Origin of the sequence: Streptomyces chattanoogensis (genome assembly GCF_001294335.1) — a bacterium.
GTDB lineage: Bacteria > Actinomycetota > Actinomycetes > Streptomycetales > Streptomycetaceae > Streptomyces > Streptomyces chattanoogensis.
This window is the reverse complement of sequence record NZ_LGKG01000196.1, coordinates 310383-327067: the sequence shown is the minus strand read 5'-3', so window position 1 is coordinate 327067 and position 16685 is coordinate 310383. Positions and strand designations below refer to the sequence as shown.

The 16685-nt window shown below is 69.4% G+C and carries 15 protein-coding genes and 2 tRNA genes; 10 read left to right on the top strand and 7 right to left on the bottom strand.

The window, feature by feature from the left end:
- Positions 1 to 31: 31 nt before the first annotated feature.
- Complete coding sequence (locus ADL29_RS37930; protein WP_053928002.1) at positions 32 to 676, top strand: mycothiol-dependent nitroreductase Rv2466c family protein; 645 nt, start codon at positions 32 to 34, stop codon at positions 674 to 676.
- A gap of 149 nt (positions 677 to 825) precedes the next feature.
- Here ADL29_RS37930 and ADL29_RS37925 read toward each other — a convergent pair whose 3' ends face one another.
- The 3 genes from ADL29_RS37925 to ADL29_RS37915 form a co-directional block, all read right to left on the bottom strand.
- The gene (locus ADL29_RS37925; protein ID WP_053928001.1) at positions 826 to 1467 is read right to left on the bottom strand and encodes a superoxide dismutase; all 642 of its coding nucleotides are present in this window, start codon (positions 1465 to 1467) and stop codon (positions 826 to 828) included.
- Between the two features lie 190 nt (positions 1468 to 1657).
- Complete coding sequence (locus ADL29_RS37920) at positions 1658 to 3088, bottom strand: amino acid permease (RefSeq protein ID WP_053928000.1); 1431 nt, start codon at positions 3086 to 3088, stop codon at positions 1658 to 1660.
- A gap of 273 nt (positions 3089 to 3361) precedes the next feature.
- The gene (locus ADL29_RS37915; protein ID WP_053927999.1) at positions 3362 to 4783 is read right to left on the bottom strand and encodes an amino acid permease; all 1422 of its coding nucleotides are present in this window, start codon (positions 4781 to 4783) and stop codon (positions 3362 to 3364) included.
- 375 nt (positions 4784 to 5158) lie between these two features.
- Here ADL29_RS37915 and ADL29_RS37910 point away from each other — a divergent pair, with 375 nt between their 5' ends.
- On the top strand, positions 5159 to 5755 hold the full coding sequence (locus tag ADL29_RS37910; protein WP_053927998.1) for a biotin transporter BioY: 597 nt from the start codon (positions 5159 to 5161) through the stop codon (positions 5753 to 5755).
- 78 nt (positions 5756 to 5833) lie between these two features.
- On the opposite strand, the gene ADL29_RS37905 is transcribed toward ADL29_RS37910, so the two are convergent.
- Positions 5834 to 7255 carry an amino acid permease gene (locus ADL29_RS37905; protein WP_053927997.1) on the bottom strand — a complete coding sequence of 474 codons (1422 nt, stop codon included), beginning with the start codon at positions 7253 to 7255 and terminating at the stop codon, positions 5834 to 5836.
- A 179-nt stretch (positions 7256 to 7434) separates the two neighbouring features.
- Here ADL29_RS37905 and ADL29_RS37900 point away from each other — a divergent pair, with 179 nt between their 5' ends.
- The 4 genes from ADL29_RS37900 (at position 7435) to ADL29_RS37885 (ending at position 11239) form a co-directional block, all read left to right on the top strand.
- Positions 7435 to 7920 carry a ribose-5-phosphate isomerase gene (locus tag ADL29_RS37900; RefSeq protein ID WP_053928083.1) on the top strand — a complete coding sequence of 162 codons (486 nt, stop codon included), beginning with the start codon at positions 7435 to 7437 and terminating at the stop codon, positions 7918 to 7920.
- Positions 7921 to 8084: 164 nt separating this feature from the next.
- Entirely contained in the window at positions 8085 to 8915 is an 831-nt protein-coding gene (locus ADL29_RS37895) for an Fpg/Nei family DNA glycosylase (RefSeq protein ID WP_053927996.1), read from the top strand.
- Positions 8916 to 9063: 148 nt separating this feature from the next.
- On the top strand, positions 9064 to 10221 hold the full coding sequence (locus tag ADL29_RS37890) for a PP2C family protein-serine/threonine phosphatase (RefSeq protein ID WP_053927995.1): 1158 nt from the start codon (positions 9064 to 9066) through the stop codon (positions 10219 to 10221).
- Positions 10222 to 10339: 118 nt separating this feature from the next.
- Positions 10340 to 11239 carry a DUF1963 domain-containing protein gene (locus ADL29_RS37885; protein WP_053927994.1) on the top strand — a complete coding sequence of 300 codons (900 nt, stop codon included), beginning with the start codon at positions 10340 to 10342 and terminating at the stop codon, positions 11237 to 11239.
- Between the two features lie 22 nt (positions 11240 to 11261).
- Here ADL29_RS37885 and ADL29_RS37880 read toward each other — a convergent pair whose 3' ends face one another.
- Positions 11262 to 12401, bottom strand: a complete 1140-nt coding sequence (locus ADL29_RS37880; protein WP_053927993.1) for an acyltransferase family protein — start codon at positions 12399 to 12401, stop codon at positions 11262 to 11264.
- A gap of 604 nt (positions 12402 to 13005) precedes the next feature.
- On the opposite strand from ADL29_RS37880, the gene ADL29_RS37875 reads away from it, so the two are divergent.
- A complete protein-coding gene (locus tag ADL29_RS37875; protein WP_046931227.1) occupies positions 13006 to 13200 on the top strand; it encodes a hypothetical protein in 195 nt (64 codons plus the stop codon).
- 134 nt (positions 13201 to 13334) lie between these two features.
- On the opposite strand, the gene ADL29_RS37870 is transcribed toward ADL29_RS37875, so the two are convergent.
- Positions 13335 to 13715: an arsenate reductase family protein gene (locus ADL29_RS37870; RefSeq protein WP_046928022.1), complete on the bottom strand. Its 381-nt coding sequence runs from the start codon at positions 13713 to 13715 to the stop codon at positions 13335 to 13337.
- Positions 13716 to 13800: 85 nt separating this feature from the next.
- Positions 13801 to 13871: transfer RNA gene (locus ADL29_RS37865), tRNA-Gly, on the bottom strand.
- 158 nt (positions 13872 to 14029) lie between these two features.
- Between ADL29_RS37865 and ADL29_RS37860 the strand changes: the two genes are divergently transcribed.
- From ADL29_RS37860 to ADL29_RS37850, 3 genes are all read left to right on the top strand, one after another.
- Positions 14030 to 14106, top strand: a tRNA-Pro gene (locus ADL29_RS37860).
- 239 nt (positions 14107 to 14345) lie between these two features.
- Positions 14346 to 15737: a trigger factor gene (tig, locus tag ADL29_RS37855; RefSeq protein WP_053927992.1), complete on the top strand. Its 1392-nt coding sequence runs from the start codon at positions 14346 to 14348 to the stop codon at positions 15735 to 15737.
- Between the two features lie 331 nt (positions 15738 to 16068).
- Complete coding sequence (locus tag ADL29_RS37850) at positions 16069 to 16671, top strand: ATP-dependent Clp protease proteolytic subunit (protein WP_211274471.1); 603 nt, start codon at positions 16069 to 16071, stop codon at positions 16669 to 16671.
- Positions 16672 to 16685: the final 14 nt, after the last annotated feature.

Sequence of the window (16685 nt, the reverse complement as noted above, 5' to 3'; positions counted from 1 at the left end):
CATCGCCGCACCGCCCGCATGAGGAGACCCCGTGTCCGAGACCGCGAAGACCCCCGCCGACTTCTGGTTCGACCCGCTGTGCCCCTGGGCCTGGATGACCTCCCGCTGGATGCTGGAGGTGGAGAAGGTCCGCCCGGTCGAGGTGCGCTGGCATGTGATGAGCCTGGCGGTGCTCAACGAGGACAAGATCGACGAGCTGCCCGAGGAGTACCGCGAGAACATCCGCCCCGGCGGGAAGGCCTGGGGCCCGGTCCGCGTGGTGACCGCCGCGCAGCAGCTGCACGGCGACGAGGTCGTCGGCCGCCTTTACACCGCGCTCGGCACCCGCATCCACAACGAGGGACTCGGCGTGACCCCCGAGAGCATCGCCGCCGCCCTCGACGACGCGGGCCTGCCCGCCGATCTGATCGAGTACGCGGACAAGGACACGTACGACGCGCAGCTGCGCGCCTCGCACAAGGCCGGTATCGACCTCGTCGGCCAGGAGGTCGGCACCCCGGTCATCGCCGTCCCCGGCTCCGACGGCGACCAGATCGCGTTCTTCGGCCCCGTCGTCACCCCGGCCCCCAAGGGCGAGGAGGCCGCCAAGCTGTGGGACGGCACGCTGATGGTGGCGTCCATCCCGGGCTTCTACGAGATCAAGCGGACCCGGACGCAGGGGCCGGTTTTCGACTGATACCGATACCGCCTGATATCGATACCGCCTGATCCCGGCACCACGAAGCCCCCGCGAGTCACGTCCTCGCGGGGGCTTCGCTCATTCCGCCCGCCAAGTGAAGGGTGAGAAGACGATCACGAGGCGGGACGCACAGGGCTGCTACGTCCTCACGGGGCCAGCAGCAGGCTGTGGGCGCGCTCCCTGGCGGAGCGGTACCGCTTCGCCACGTCCTGCCAGTTGACGACCTGCCACATCGCCTCGATGAAGTCCACCTTCTGGTTCTTGTACTGCAGATAGAAGGCGTGCTCCCAGGCGTCGAAGACCAGAATCGGCACCGAGCCCTGGCCGACGTTGCCCTGGTGGTCGTAGATCTGCTCCACGATCAGCCGCCCGCTCACCGGCTCGTACGCGAGCACGCCCCAGCCGGAGCCCTGGGTGGTGGCCGCCGCCTTGGTCAGCTGGGCCTTGAACCCGGCGTACGAGCCGAAGCTCTCCGCGATGGCGTCGGCCAGCTCGCCCACGCCGTCCTTCTCGTGCGGTTCGCCGCCGCCGTCACCGGTCATGTTGTGCCAGTAGATGCTGTGCAGGATGTGCCCGGAGAGGTGGAACGCGAGGTTCTTCTCGAGGCCGTTGATGCTGCCCCAGGCCTCCTTGTCGCGCGCCTCCGCCAGCTGCTCCAGCGTGTCGTTCGCGCCCTTCACATACGCCGCGTGGTGCTTGTCGTGGTGCAGCTCGATGATCTCGGGGCTGATGACCGGCGCCAGCGCCGCGTAGTCGTAAGGGAGTTCCGGAAGTGTGTAGGTCGCCATGCCGATCCCGCCTCCAAGCTGCGTAAGTGCAGTAGTTGCAAACAATGTGCAAGAGCACGCTATCAGCAGGAGTGATCACCGGACGGCTGCGGGCACCGGACTGGTCCCAAAGACGGAGGCGGGGCGGGACCTCGGAAGGAGGTCCCGCCCCGCCTGCACAATGGGGCGCCCGGTGACGGGCTGCTGAGGGTTACTCGGCGCTCTTGGCGACCGTCTTCTGCCGGATCAGCCCGATCACGGCAAGCACCACACCGAAGCCGCCCGTGAACAGCAGCTGGATGCGCTGGTTCTCGTCCCGCAGCATCAGCAGCAGGACAGCGACAATGCCCACCAGCGCCACGATCGTCAGGACCGGGAAGCCCCACATCTTCACCACGAGCTTCTCCGGCGCCTCGCGCTCCAGCCGGCGCCGCATGCGCAGCTGGGAGACCGAGATGAAGGCCCACACCACCAGGACGGCCGCGCCGACCATGTTCAGCAGCCACAGGAAGAGCGTGTCGGGGTACGCGAAGCTCAGGAAGACCGTGAAGAACCCGAAGCCGGAGCACAGCAGCACCGCGCGGCGCGGCACACCGCCGCTGACCTTGCCCAGGAAGGCAGGGCCCTGGCCGCGGGAGATGAGGGAGTAGGCCATCCGCGAGGCGCCGTAGAGGTTGGCGTTCACCGCGGAGAGCAGCGCGACCAGGATGACGACGTTCATGATCTGGCCGGCCGCCGGGATCTGGAGGTAGTCCAGGACGGCGACATAGGGACCGCTCTTGGCGATAGAGGGGGCGCTCCAGGGGATGACGGTGACGATGATGGCCATCGAGCCGACGTAGAAGAGGGCGATCCGCCACATCGCGGTACGCACCGCGCTCGCCACCCCGCGCACCGGGTCCTTGGACTCGGCCGCCGCGATGGTGACCGTCTCCAGCCCGCCGTATGCGAACACCGAGGCCAGCAGGCCGACCATCAGGCCGTCCGTGCCATGCGGCAGGAACCCGCCGTCACCGGTCAGATGCGAGGCGCCCGGCGCCTCGGTTCCCGGCAGCACGCCGCAGATGGCGAGCACGCCCAGGACCAGGAAGATCGCGATCGCGGCGACCTTCAGCGCGGCGAACCAGAACTCGAACTCACCGAAGTTGCTGACCGCCGCCAGGTTCGTGCCGGTGAAGACCATCATGAACAGCAGCACCCACATCCACGGCTCGGTGGCGGGGAACCATTGGGTCATGATGTCCGCGGCGCCCAGCGCCTCGGCGGCCACCGCCACACACAGCAGCGCGCTGAACATCCAGCCCACCGTGAAGCCGGCCCACGGGCCTATGGAGCGCTCGGCGTGCACGGAGAAGGAGCCCGAGGCCGGATTGGCCGCGGCCATCTCGCCCAGCATCCGCATGATCAGCATGACCAGCGCGCCGGAGACCGCATAGGCCAGCACGACCGAGGGGCCCGCGGCGGCGATGCTCTCGCGGGAGCCGACGAACAGGCCGGCGCCGATCACGCCGCCCAGGGCGATCATCGAGAGATGGCGCTGCTTGAGGCCGTTGGACAGGGCGGGTCCGCCGTCCTGGCCGGCGCCCTGGACCGCATCGGCCTGCCGGCTCTGCGGTGCCGCGGACGAGGGTGTCCGATTCATGTCGTACCTGTCCCAGTATGTGAGAGCGGAGCGGGGTGATACTGCGTTCTCCCGGGGCCGCCGACGGCTCAACTCCAGGGGTCCTGCGATAAAACGCGCTCAGTTTGAGTGCCTGTGTCCGCTCAGGGCAACAGTCGTGCAGCGAATGTTCGCTATTCAGACGAGATCGTGACCGCCCGTGGTCGATTCATCGTCAATTGCGATGTGTGCGCCCCGCGCCCCGGGCTCCCGGGACCGCCGCAGCGTATACGCCACGGATGCGTCGCAAAGACGTCAGCCCCGCGCCCGCCGCGCCCGCCGCGCCCGCAGCTCCCGTACACCCGCCACCACCAGCACCGCCGCCGTCGCCCCGGCCGACCACAGCAGCTGCGGCCGGGCCGCCTCGTCGGTCAGCATCAGGACCAGCACACCGCCCATGGCCAGCAGCGCCACCCACGTCAGCCACGGGAACGCCCACATCCGCAACGTCAGCTTCCCGGGCGCCTCGCGTTCGATACGCGGACGCAGCCGCAGCTGGGAGACGGCGATCAGCCCCCAGACGAACAGCAGCACCGCGCCCACGGCATTGAGCATGTAGAGGAAGACGGAATCCGGCCACTTCAGATTCAGCAGTACGGAGACGAACCCGAAGGCCACCGAGGCCAGTACGGCCCGCCGCGGCACCCCGCCCCCCGACACCTTCAGCAGCGCACGCGGCGCCTCCCCGCGCTCGGCCAGCGAGAACACCATGCGCGACGACCCGTACAGATTCGCGTTCAGCGCCGACAGCAGCGCCACGAACACCACGATGTTCATGATCTGTCCGGCGCCCGGCACCCCGATGCTGTCCAGCACCGCGACATAGGGGCTCGTGCCCGGCCGCATCGCCGACCACGGCAGCAGGGTCACGATGACGAGCATCGACCCCACATAGAAGAAGAGGATCCGCCACACCGCGCTGCGCACCGCACGGCCCACCGCCCGCGCCGGATCGTCCGACTCGGCCGCCGCGATGGTGACGACCTCCAGCCCGCCGAACGCGAACACCACCGCCAGCACACCGGAGACGACGCCCGACCAGCCGTTCGGCAGGAAGCCGCCCTGCCCCGTGAGGTTCGTCAGCCCCACCGGCTCCGTCTCCGGCAGCACCCCGAACACCGCCAGCAGGCTCAGCGCCAGGAACAGCACGATCGCCGCGACCTTCAGTGCCGCGAACCAGAACTCGAACTCCCCGAAGTTCTTCACCGCGGTGAGATTGGCCGCGGTGAACACGATCATGAAGATCAGCACCCAGCCCCACTGCGGCACCGCCGGCACCCACCCGTTGGCGATCCCCGCGGCGCCGGTCGCCTCCACTGCGAGCACCACCACCAGCAGGAACCAGTACAACCAGCCCACGCTGAAGCCCGCCCAGCGCCCCAGCGCCCGCTCCGCATGCACCGAGAACGCCCCGGAGGCCGGCATCGCCGCCGACATCTCGCCGAGCATCCGCATGACCAGCATCGCCAGCGCGCCCGCGATCAGATACGAGAGCACGATCCCGGGACCGGCCACCGCGATCCCCGCGCCGGAGCCCACGAACAGCCCCGCGCCGATCACCCCGCCCAGGCCCAGCATGGTCAGATGGCGCTGCTTGAGCCCGCCGTTCAGCGGCTCCTGTTCGCCGGGGCCCGCGCCGAGGGATGGGGCCTCGGCCGGGGACGTGGTGTCGCGCATGGGCTCGTACTCTCGCAAGGGGTGACGAAAGGCGGGGCGCCGGAGAAGGGCCGCGAAGGGGTGCTTCGGCGGAGTACTTCCACGGTCGTCTTTGGTGGAACCCCACAGGTCATCGCGGGGCGGCCCCCAGTTTCCCCGCCCGCCGTGCGCTACCACAAAACCGGCGTCCTGCCGCGGCAGCCGCAGTGATGAGCATCACGTGACCTGCGTAGACGCCCGCCGCCCCAACAGGTCTGGCGGTCCTGGCGGTTGGGCAGAACTCTCCAAGCGGGCCGGTACGGCTTTGTCGCCGTCACACGATGATCGCCACCGGCCCCCTGGACTAACGTCAACCCGTCCGGCCTGTCCCACGACCCCTCACCCCGCGGAGCCCCGATGAGCACTGCTGCCTTCCCCCGATCCGGTGCTGTCCTCGCCGACCTGCTGCCCGGCGCCGCCACCGCCTCCCGCGCCCGCGTCCGCGACGCCGCGCTGGTTCTCGGTGGCGCGGCGCTCACCGGCATCGCGGCGCAGATCGCCGTCCCGGTCCCCGGCTCCCCGGTCCCGGTCACCGGCCAGACCTTCGCCGCCCTCCTGGTCGGCGCCTCGCTCGGCGCGGGCCGCGGCCTGCTCTCGCTGGCGCTGTACGCCCTGGCGGGCATGGCGGGTATGCCCTGGTTCGCGGGCGGTGCCTCCGGCGCGGGCGGTGCCACCTTCGGTTACATCCTGGGCATGCTGCTCGCCGCCACCGTCGTGGGCGCCCTGGCCCGCCGCGGCGGCGACCGCGGAGTCCTCCGCACGGCGGCGACGATGGCCGCCGGTACCGCACTGATCTACGGCGTCGGCGTCCCCTACCTCGCCCTGAGCACCGGAATGTCCCTCGGTCAGGCCGCGGCCGTCGGCCTCGTCCCGTTCCTGATCGGCGACGCCCTCAAGGCGGCGCTGGCCATGGGCGCCCTGCCCGCGGCCTGGAAGCTCGCCGGCCGCCGCTGACGGCCGCACCGCCCACGCGAACGGGCCCCGCACGCACCGCAGAGGTGAGGCGGGGCCCGTACTGCTGTCCGCTGCCGGCTACCGCTTCACGGGCCGGGCCGCCTCCCTGGCAGCAGCGGCACCGTCGCCCGCGGCGGCCTCCCGCGGCCGCCGCCGGTCCAGCACCAGCCCGACCGCCAGCACCACCACGGCCGCGACCACCGACAACACCATCTGCTCCCGCCCGTCCGGGTCGTAGAACATATAGCCCACGACGAACACGATCAGCCCGATCGTCGCGTAGGTCAGCCACGGGTACAGCCACATCCGCACCGTCAGCCGCTCCGGCGTGTTCCGCTCGATGTCCCGCCGCATCCGCAGCTGCGAGAAGCAGATGACCAGCCAGACGAACAGCGCCACCGCACCCGAGGAATTCAGCAGGAACTGGAAGACCGTGTCCTTCGAGGTGTAGCTGAAGATCGTCGCGATGAACCCGAAGGCCACCGACGCCCAGGTCGCCACCGCCGGGACCCCGCCCTTGTTGACGGTCGCGAAGGACTTCGGCGCATCCCCCCGCTCCCCGAGCGAGAACGCCATCCGCGACGCGGTGTAGAGCCCGGAGTTCAGGCACGACAGCACCGCGGTCAGCACCACCACGTCCATCACGGTGCCCGCGTATGGAATGTCCAGCGATTCCAGCACCGCCACATACGGGCTCTTGCGCACCGCCGGGTCATTCCACGGCAGCAGCGTCACTATCACCGCGATCGACCCGAGATAGAAGAGGGCGATCCGCCAGATCACACTGCTGACGGCCTTCCGCACGGCCTGCACCGGATTGGGCGACTCGCTCGCCGCCAGCGTGACGATCTCACTTCCCATAAAGGAGAAAACGACCAGCAGCATGCCCGAGAGAATCGCCCCCGGACCGTGCGGGAGAAACCCGCCCTGTCCGGTCAGATTCGACAGACCCACTGCATGATCGCCCGGCGGAAGCCCAAATACCGCCAACGCACCGACCACGAGGAAAACAACAATGGCCACCACCTTGATACCGGCGAACCAGAACTCAAACTCACCAAAAGAACCGACCGACACCAGATTCGTCCCGGTCAGCACGATCATTACCAACAACGCCCAGGCCCACTGCGGGACGGCCGGGACCCAGCCCGTCAGAATGGTGGCCGCGGCGGTCGCCTCGACGGCCAGCACCACCGACCAGAAAAACCAGTAGAGCCACCCGATGGTGAAACCGGCCCAGCGCCCCAGCGCCCGGTCGGCATAAGCGGAAAAAGAACCGGAGGTGGGGGAGGCCGCGGCCATCTCGCCGAGCATCCGCATCACCAGCACGACCAGCAGCCCGGTCAGGGCGTACGAGATCAGAATGCCGGGCCCCGCGGCCGCGATACCGGCACCGGAGCCGACGAACAAACCGGCGCCGATGACCCCGCCGATGGCAATCATCGACAGATGGCGATTCTTGAGTCCTGCCTGGAGCCCCTCGGGCGGATCCGCGCCCATGTGCACCGTCCTTCGTCGTTCTGATGTGGAACCCAGGCATTAGATCTTGTGAACTACCGTTACGGAAGCCCCGGATCCGGATCGCGGTGCGCACCCCGGCTCGTACCCTGCCCGCACCCCCCGTCCGCACTACGACCCGAAGGCGCCTGCCCACCGCGCGCCATGTCACACTCATGGCCATGCGCGTGTACCTCGGTTCCGACCATGCCGGCTTCGAACTCAAGAACCACCTCGTCGAGTGGCTCACGGCCCATGGCCACGAGCCCGTCGACTGCGGCCCCCACATCTACGACGCCCAGGACGACTACCCCCCGTTCTGCCTCCGCGCCGCGGAGCGGACCGCGGCCGACCCGCAGAGCCTCGGCATCGTGATCGGCGGCTCCGGCAACGGCGAGCAGATCGCCGCCAACAAGGTCAAGGGCGTCCGCGCCGCACTGGCCTGGAGCGAGGAAACCGCCAAGCTGGGCCGCGAGCACAACAACGCCAACGTCATCTCGGTCGGCGGCCGGATGCACACCCGGGACGAGGCGACCAGCTTCATCGACGTCTTCCTCAACACCCCGTACTCCGGCGAGGAACGCCACACCCGCCGCATCGACATGCTCTCGGCGTACGAGACCACGGGTGAGCTCCCGGACATTCCCGCGCATCACCCACAGCAGTAGAACAACGCCCCCCCCGCAACTCACCACCCGCCCACGGGAGGCGCCGGGCCGCAGCGGCGAAGCCGCCCAGGCCCGGCGCCGCAGCCGAACAGCCCCGCGCACCGGAAACCTGAAAACGGCGCCGCACCCGGCAACGTACCGAGAAACCCCTCCGGAGGAGACTCGTGCCTGAGGGCCACACCATCCACCGCCTGGCCCAGGACTACGCAGCCCGCTTCCTGGGACACAAGGTCAGAACAACCAGCCCGCAGGGCAAGTTCTCCGACAGCGCGGCCCTCACCGACCACCAGGTGCTGACCACCACCGAGGCCCACGGAAAGCACCTCTTCCTCGGCTTCGCCGAGACCGGCTGGATCCATATCCACCTCGGCCTCTTCGGCAAGCTCGGCTTCGGCGGCGCACCCGCCCCGCCCCCCACCGACACGGTCCGCCTCCGCCTCGCGACCCCCACCGCCTACGCGGACCTCCGCGGCCCCACCACCTGCGCCCTCATCACGGACGCCGAGAAGCAGGCGATACACGACCGCCTCGGCCCGGACCCGCTCCGCCCCGACGGCGACCCCGACCGGGCCTGGCAGCGCATCACCCGCAGCCGCACCACGCTCGCGGCCCTGCTCCTCGACCAGAAGGTCATCGCGGGCGTCGGCAACGTCTACCGCGCCGAGGTCCTCTTCCGCCACCACATCGACCCGTACCTCCCGGGCCGCGACCTCACCCGCCCCGTATGGGACGCGATCTGGACGGACCTGGCCGCCCTCATGCGCGAGGGCGTACGGAACAACCGCATCGACACCGTCCGCCCCGAGCACATGCCCGAAGCGATGGGCCGCCCGCCCCGGGTGGACGACCACGGCGGCGAGGTCTACGTCTACCGCCGCGCCCGCCAGCACTGCCACATCTGCGGCACCGAAGTCCGCACCGCGGAACTCGCCGCCCGCAACCTCTTCTGGTGCCCGGGGTGCCAGCCGCCCGCCGGCGACGGCAGCCGCGTCTGACACGCGCCCGGCCGGCCGGCCGTCCCCGTCCCAACTGGACGCTCTCCGGCCGCGCGACCGCATTTCGAACGCCGTTTCCCGGCAATTCCCCGGGGCGACGTGCGGCGAATCGACGCACCGCCGAACGGGTGGATAGGGTCCCAGAGCGATGACAAGCGGCCCGGGGACGGAAACCCGAACGGAACCCCTGACGGCCCGGATGCACAAAGGCCTGCACCGGGCCCGTATCGGCGTGCGCAAGGCCGGGGTCGACTACTTCCGCGGCGACGGCTCCGACCGGTTCGCGCTGGTCGTCCTCCTTCTTGCCATCCCCGCCATCGCCGCGGGCACCCTCTGGCGACCCGAATGGCTCGCCCCCACCGCCCTGGTCCTCCCCGTCATCGCCGGCGGACTGCTGCTCCGCCCCGCCAACCTCCTCGTCCTGTACGGCGCCTCCGCCGCCGCCCTCGTCGTCGAGTCCGCACTCTTCGGCCCGTACGACGAAGGCCCCGACCGCATCACCCCCGGCACCGTCCTGGTCGTGGCCTCCGTCAGGCTCTTCGGCCTGCTCATCGCGCAGTTCCGCAGCCGGGTCGGGGTGCCCTGGCGGCGCGGCGGCACCATGCTCTTCGACCTGCGCGAACGGATCCGCGTCCAGAGCTCCCTGCCCAAACTGCCCCCGGGCTGGCACCACGAGATGGCGCTGCGCCCGGCCGGCGGCCAGTCTTTCTCCGGCGACTTCGTCGTCGCCTCCCGCACCCACGGCGGCCATATCCTCGAGGTCGTCCTGACCGACGTCTCCGGCAAGGGCATGGACGCCGCCTCCCGCGCCCTCCTCCTCTCCGGCGCCTTCGGCGGCCTGCTCGGTTCCCTCCCGCCGCACGGCTTCCTCCCCGCCGCCAACGGCTACCTCCTGCGCCAGGACTGGGCCGAGGGCTTCGCCACCTCCATCCATCTCGTCCTCGACCTGGAATCCGGCGACTACGAACTCCTCTCCGCGGGCCATCTGCCCGCCCTCCAGCTCAGCGCGGGCTCCGGACGCTGGGAGGAGAAGTCGGGCGAGGGACCGCTGCTCGGCGTGTACGACGGCGCCCAGTTCGACCCGGTCAAGGGCACGCTGCGCCCCGGCGACGTCCTGATGCTCTTCACCGACGGCCTCGTCGAATCGTCCGAGCGCGATATCGCCGAGGGCATCGACCGCCTCACCGGCGAGGCCGACCGCTATGTCACCAGCGGCTTCGCCGGCGCCGCCTGGCATCTGATCGAGGCCGTCGCCAAGGACGTCAACGACGACCGCGCCCTGCTGCTGATCTGCCGCGACGCCTGAGACGCGACATCTGAGACGCGACATCTGAGACGCGATGCCTGAGACGCGATGCCTGAGACGCGGCATCTGATGAGACGCGACATCTGAGAGGCCGGCCCGGCCCTGCTTTGATGTCCGTATGGCATACGGGGACACGGACATCGGCTGGGACTACGGCGCAGAAGCGGCCAAAGTGCGGCAACTGTGCATCGCGCACCTGGGGGAGCACCTCGGGACACAGATGGCGGCGCTGGCCAGACCCGGCTTCGGACTCCGCCCGGTCAAGGACGGCACCGCCCCGGCCGGACACACCCGCTGGGGCGGCCCTGCACTGCTGGACCCGGGCACGCCGTGGCCGGAGTGCGAGGGTGCGCCGCTGAGCCTCTTCGCCGTCCTGGACGTCGAGGCGCTCGGGCCGTGGCCCGTCGACGAACGGCCGCCGGCCGGGGCCGGGCTGCTGAACGTCTTCTACCTCGAGGCTGACCCTCACAGCGGGGAGAGGCACCTCCCGCTGGAGGACCCGCGCCGCTGCCGGATCGTCCCGGCCCGGCACACACAGGCGGTGGAGGTGGCGGCGCCCGCACCAGCCCCGGCCTCCGACCCCGTGGCTCTTTACGCGGTGCCGGTGGTGACCCTCCCCTCCCCCTTCTCGGTCGACTACGACCCCGTCCTGGACACCCTGGACTACACCGGGGAGACCGGCACGGAGGACTGGGCGACCTACTACGCCTCCATGCCCGGCTGGCTGATAGCGGACCGCTTCGGCGAGGCCTGGCGGACGTACTGCGAGCAGGAACAGGGCCTGTACGCCTACGACGACGTCCACTTCTCACCCGACCAGGCCTTCGGCTGGCCGCACTTGGAGGGCGGTACGCACGACCTCAAGGCCCTCTCGGCGGACGAGCCCTACCGCCACCTCGTCACCATCGGCCACCACGACCTGTGCGGCGACGGCAGCTATCTCCACTTCGTCCTCCCGGCGAAGGCGCTGCGGGAGGGGGACTGGTCGCAGACGGTGGCTTTGGTGGAGTGCTTCTAGGCCACCACGGCGGGGTGCGCGGCTACGTCCCGGCCCGCGCCCGCGCCGTGTCCGCCGGATCCTTCTTGAACGCCCACGCCATCCTGGGCTCCATCGCCCACCGGAACGCCCGCTGCACCGGCGGCGTGCACAGCGCCGTCACAATGCCCGCGGCGATCACTGTGACCGCGATCTCACCCAGCGGCGTGTGCAGCCACCGGTAGTCGTCGAACCAGCCCCAGAACCGCGAGCCCTTGGCCAGGAAGCCGTGCAGCAGATAGCCGTACAGCGTCCCCGCGCCGAGCACCGTGAACCACATCCTGCGCCGGGGCACCCAGGAGAAGAAGCAGGCCGTCAGCACCAGCGAGCAGCCGAACAGGGTCGGCGTCATGATCAGGCCGATCCAGCCGGTGGTGCCCAACTCCTGGGCGCTGTCCCGGTGGTAGAACCACGCCGAGGACATCCGGGGCGCCGCCCAGTAGGCCATCACCAGCGCGGCCGCGAAGACCGGCACCGACGCGATCCGCACCGACCGCCGCTGCACCAGCGTGAAGTGCTCAGGTCGCAGATTCAGCCCCAGCACGAAGAACGGCAGGAACTGGCACACCCGCTGCAGGTCCAGATCGTCACCGATGTCCGGTGACACGGACGCGAGTACGGCGATCACCAGCGCCAGCGGGATCGGCCAGCGCACGACCTTCCACAGCGGGGTGGTCAGCCGCCAGATGAACAGCGCCACCAGGAACCATGTCAGGAACCAGGGATCCAGCAGGCTGATCGGATGCCCGGGGTCGTCGTCGGCCCAGCGTTTGAAGAAGGCATACGCCGTCTCGAAGAGGACGTACGGGACGGCGACGCCGGTGACCAGCCGCTGCAGCCGGTCCCTGCGCATGTCGAAACTGCGCGAGAAGTAGCCGGAGATGATGATGAACGCCGGCATGTGGAAGGTGTAGACGGTCATGTAGAGCGCCTCGGCGGCGCGGCTGCCGTCGGTCAGCGGCTCCCATACGTGCCCCATCGCCACCAGCACGATGGCCAGGTACTTCGCGTTGTCGAAGAACGCGTCCCGGCCGAGCTTGGGCGCGCTGCCGGGGGCGGGCGCCGGTGCCGGGGTGTCCTTCGCCGCGGGCGCCTCCGTGGCCGGAGGGAGCTCGCGTCGCGGTGTGGGGGCAGCGGGAAACATCCCAGGCACGATAGCGGCGCACGGCTAATGCGTAAAACCGCTCCCGCGTTATTCGCTATTTCCCCAGGTGCGGCCCCGTATAGCGCGCCGATAAACCCTGCCGGTCCGCCGTGAGATTCCTCGCAGAGTCCTGGAAGTACACCGTCCCAACGACCCGACTTGTCCCGATTCAAGCCCGCAAAACGGTTGATATGCCCTGCGGACGTCCCGGAAGGAATGTCCGCTTCCTTGGCGATATGCCCGTACCGCTCATCGGGTCGCCGTGACGGACGCCACGAATGGGGAATTCACCGCACCGAATATCCGCGGACGCGGGGACCGGCGGCGGAGGCGGGCCGCGGAGAACCGGGCGGACCGAATTACCGGAACCCGCCGCTAAGGGGCCTCCGCAAGAATTCCGTGCCCCGTCCCGCCCCGCCCGTACGGGGCCCGGCCGCCCCTGGCCGGGACCCGCTGCTGCCAGGGGACGGAACCGGGCAAAGCGTTGGCCGATGATTCGTCACCCGCCTGCGCTGGGAAAGGAGTTGGTGGCACGATGGGGTCAGGGGGTGTGCGCGGCGTGCTCCCGGGCCGGTGAGGCGTTCCGACCAAGGGTGTGATCAGTGTGGCTCTCTCGCTGTCAGTGGTGCTGATGTTGGGGATCATCCTCATCGTGCTGATCAGACAGAAGGCGATCAAGGCGGGTCCGGCGATCGTCGCCATACTCTTCGGCTTCTTCCTCGCCTCCACGGGGATAGCGCCGTCGATCAACCGGTTCCTCAAATCCATCGCGGACACCATCAACCACATCACCTTCTAGGCAGCCGCCTTCCCGGGAGCCCCCAGGAAATTCCTGGGCAGTTCCCCGACGGTCCGACGGTCCCCAGAAGGTCTGTGAACAGCTGTGAACAGCTCTGCACAGCTGTGAACAGCTGTGAAGTACCCGGTTTCCCCCTAGGCGGTGCGCCCGTCCCCGGTCCGCTTCAGCGCATCCCGTACGGCTTCCTCGCTACGGCCCACCAGCGCCGATCCGTCCTCCGCGGTGATGATCGGCCGCTGAATCAGCCGGGGGTGCGCGGCCAGCGCGTCGATCCACCGCCCGCGCTCGGCGTCCGTACGTTCCCAGGACGCGATCCCCAGGTCCTTGGCCTCGGCCTCCTGGGTGCGGGTGATGTCCCACGGCTCCAGGCCCAGCCGCTCCAGTACGGCGCGGATCTCCGCCGCGGTCGGCGGCTCCTCCAGATAGCGGCGCACGGTGTACTGCGCGCCCTCCTCGTCCAGGATGTGCAGGGCGGAACGGCACTTGGAACACGCGGGATTGATCCAGATCTCCATGCCCGCAGCTTAGGGACGCCCGCAACCCGACGGCGCCCTGGCATGCGAAGAACCCCAGGCCATCGGGCCTGGGGTTCCTTCTCGGAGCGGGCGACGGGAATCGAACCCGCGTAGCCAGTTTGGAAGACTGGGGCTCTACCATTGAGCTACGCCCGCAAGCGCCACCGGTCACCGGACCGCGGCACGCAGTGCATCGTAGCGGGTCACGGCGGTCCACCGCACACCACATGTCGGCCACCCGCCGGCCGGGTCCGCAAACCCGAACAACTGGCAGCCGTACGGCCTGCAGCCATGTACCCTACGTGTCGCACCGACGGGGTGTGGCGCAGCTTGGTAGCGCGTCCGCTTTGGGAGCGGAAGGTCGTCGGTTCGAATCCGGCCACCCCGACCAGCACGATCCAGCCGAACCTTCCATCGGAACCTTCGGCATCACTCCACTGCGCCCGCGTGACGACGGGCCGTGGCCGCCCCGTCCAAGATCGCGTTGTGGGCGTCATCCTCGCTGCGGTTACTATGCAAGCTGCGTGCCCGTGTGTCTCTGTATCCGGGCGCGATCGGCCGGGCCACGAATGAGCGGGCCCGGAAGATCTTCGGCAAAACCCCAGAAGTCAGCCCCAAGGAGACCGAACCGTGAAGAGCGCCGTGGAGACCCTGAACCCGACCCGGGTTCGGCTCACTGTCGAGGTGCCCTTCGAGGAGCTCAAGCCCAGCCTCGACGCGGCGTACAAGAAGATCAACCAGCAGGTCACGGTGAAGGGCTTCCGCCAGGGCAAGATCCCGGCCCGCGTCATCGACCAGCGGTTCGGCCGCGGCGCCGTGCTGGAAGAGGCCGTCAACGACGCGCTCCCGAAGTTCTACACCGAGGCGGTCAACGAGGGTGAGCTGAACGTCCTCGGCCAGCCCGACGTCGACATCACCGAGCTGAAGGACGGCGAGCTGCTGGCCTTCACCGCCGAGGTCGACATCCGCCCGGCCCTCGAGATCCCGGACTACTCCGGCATCGAGGTCGAGGTCGACGCCGTCGAGGTGTCGGACGAGGACGTCGACAAGTCGGTCGAGCAGCTGCGCGAGCGCTTCGCCTCGACCACCCCGGTCGAGCGTGCCGCCGAGGACGGCGACGTCCTGACGGTGAACCTCGAGGCCAAGGTGGACGGCGAGGTCCTGGAGGACGGCGTCGCCCAGGGCGTCACCTACACCGTCGGCTCCGGTGAGCTCCTCGACGGCATCGACGACGCCGTCAAGGGCCTTCAGGCCGGCGGCGAGGCCACCTTCACCTCCGAGCTCAAGGGCGGTTCCGCCGAGGGCAAGGAGGCCGAGGTCCAGGTCGAGGTCACCGAGGTCAAGGCCCGCGAACTGCCCGCGCTGGACGACGAGTTCGCGCAGCTGGCCAGCGAGTTCGACACCCTCGAGGAGCTCAAGGCGGACAGCCGCAAGCGCCTCGAGGAGATGAAGCGCTACGACCAGGCCACCCAGGCGCAGGAGAAGGTCCTGGACGAGCTGCTCAAGCTCGTCGAGGTGCCGATGCCGGAGAAGCTGCTCGCGGACGAGATCCAGACCCGCAAGCACAACCTGGAGCACCACCAGCTCGGCCAGATGGGCCTCGACCTCGCCAAGTACCTGGAGATCCAGGGCAAGACCGAGGAAGAGTTCGACGCCGAGACCAAGGAGCAGGCCGAGAAGGGCATCAAGACCCAGTTCATCCTCGACGAGCTGGTCAACAAGGAGAAGCTGAACGTCAGCCAGGAGGAGCTCACCGAGCACCTCATGCGCCGCGCGCAGTCCTCCGGCATGTCCCCCGACCAGTTCGCCCAGGCCGTCGTCGAGGGCGGCCAGGTGCCGATGCTCGTCGGTGAGGTCGCCCGCGGCAAGGCGCTCGCGGTGGTCGTCGAGGCCGCCACGGTCAAGGACACCAACGGCGAGGTCATCGACCTCGAGGACGAGGACGAGGCCGAGGTCGCCGAGACCGTCGTCGCCGAGGCCGAGGGCACCGACGCGGCCGCCGACGAGAAGCCCGAGGCCTGAGCTTCCGCCGCCGCACGGCAATCGTGACGACGGGCCCGAACGCGCACGCAAGCGCGTTCGGGCCCGTACGTCTGCCGGGGGCCGCGCGGAGTCCGTACGGAAGTCGTACCGGCGTCATACCCGACCGGTGAGCCTGCGCTCACAGCGAACAGTTCTCAATGCGGGATGGCGTTGTCCGACCTGCGCGTTAGGGTCCGTAGATACGAGGGCAGGGGAGTCCCTGAAACCGCGCCGGGCGCACGACACGGCGCAGATCCCCGCGCCCCGGCAGACGACGCTGAGACGGTCCCCGACCGTCCGACAACGAGCAGGTGGACACGTGACGATCCCGATGCCTTCCGCCGCCGCTGAGCCGACCTTCGGTGGCCTCGGCGACCAGGTCTACAACCGGCTGCTCGGCGAGCGGATCATCTTCCTCGGCCAGCCGGTCGACGACGACATCGCCAACAAGATCACCGCGCAGCTGCTTCTCCTGGCCGCGGACCCGGACAAGGACATCTACCTCTACATCAACTCCCCGGGCGGCTCGATCTCGGCCGGCTTGGCGATCTACGACACCATGCAGTACATCAAGAACGACGTGGTGACGATCGCGATGGGCCTCGCCGCCTCCATGGGGCAGTTCCTGCTGAGCGCCGGCACCCCGGGCAAGCGCTTCGCGCTGCCGAACGCCGAGATCCTCATCCACCAGCCCTCCGCGGGTCTCGCCGGCTCGGCCTCGGACATCAAGATCCACGCCGAGCGGCTGCTGCACACCAAGAAGCGGATGGCGGAGCTGACTGCCTTCCACACCGGCCAGACCGTCGAACGCATCACCCAGGACTCGGACCGCGACCGCTGGTTCTCCGCCGACGAGGCCAAGGAGTACGGCCTCATCGACGATGTGATGATCTCTGCCGCCGGCGTTCCGGGCGGGGGCGGCACCGGGGCCTGAGCCCCGCACCGCTC

Coding starts and splice junctions, on each gene's coding strand:
- ADL29_RS37850 (WP_211274471.1), top strand. CDS start 16,069: ATGCCTTCCGCCGCCGCTGAGCCGACCTTCGGTGGCCTCGGCGACCAG.
- ADL29_RS37905 (WP_053927997.1), bottom strand. CDS start 7,255: ATGGGCGCGGATCCGCCCGAGGGGCTCCAGGCAGGACTCAAGAATCGC.
- ADL29_RS37920 (WP_053928000.1), bottom strand. CDS start 3,088: ATGAATCGGACACCCTCGTCCGCGGCACCGCAGAGCCGGCAGGCCGAT.
- ADL29_RS37890 (WP_053927995.1), top strand. CDS start 9,064: ATGACAAGCGGCCCGGGGACGGAAACCCGAACGGAACCCCTGACGGCC.
- ADL29_RS37880 (WP_053927993.1), bottom strand. CDS start 12,401: ATGTTTCCCGCTGCCCCCACACCGCGACGCGAGCTCCCTCCGGCCACG.
- ADL29_RS37870 (WP_046928022.1), bottom strand. CDS start 13,715: ATGGAGATCTGGATCAATCCCGCGTGTTCCAAGTGCCGTTCCGCCCTG.
- ADL29_RS37900 (WP_053928083.1), top strand. CDS start 7,435: ATGCGCGTGTACCTCGGTTCCGACCATGCCGGCTTCGAACTCAAGAAC.
- ADL29_RS37885 (WP_053927994.1), top strand. CDS start 10,340: ATGGCATACGGGGACACGGACATCGGCTGGGACTACGGCGCAGAAGCG.
- ADL29_RS37925 (WP_053928001.1), bottom strand. CDS start 1,467: ATGGCGACCTACACACTTCCGGAACTCCCTTACGACTACGCGGCGCTG.
- ADL29_RS37915 (WP_053927999.1), bottom strand. CDS start 4,783: ATGCGCGACACCACGTCCCCGGCCGAGGCCCCATCCCTCGGCGCGGGC.
- ADL29_RS37910 (WP_053927998.1), top strand. CDS start 5,159: ATGAGCACTGCTGCCTTCCCCCGATCCGGTGCTGTCCTCGCCGACCTG.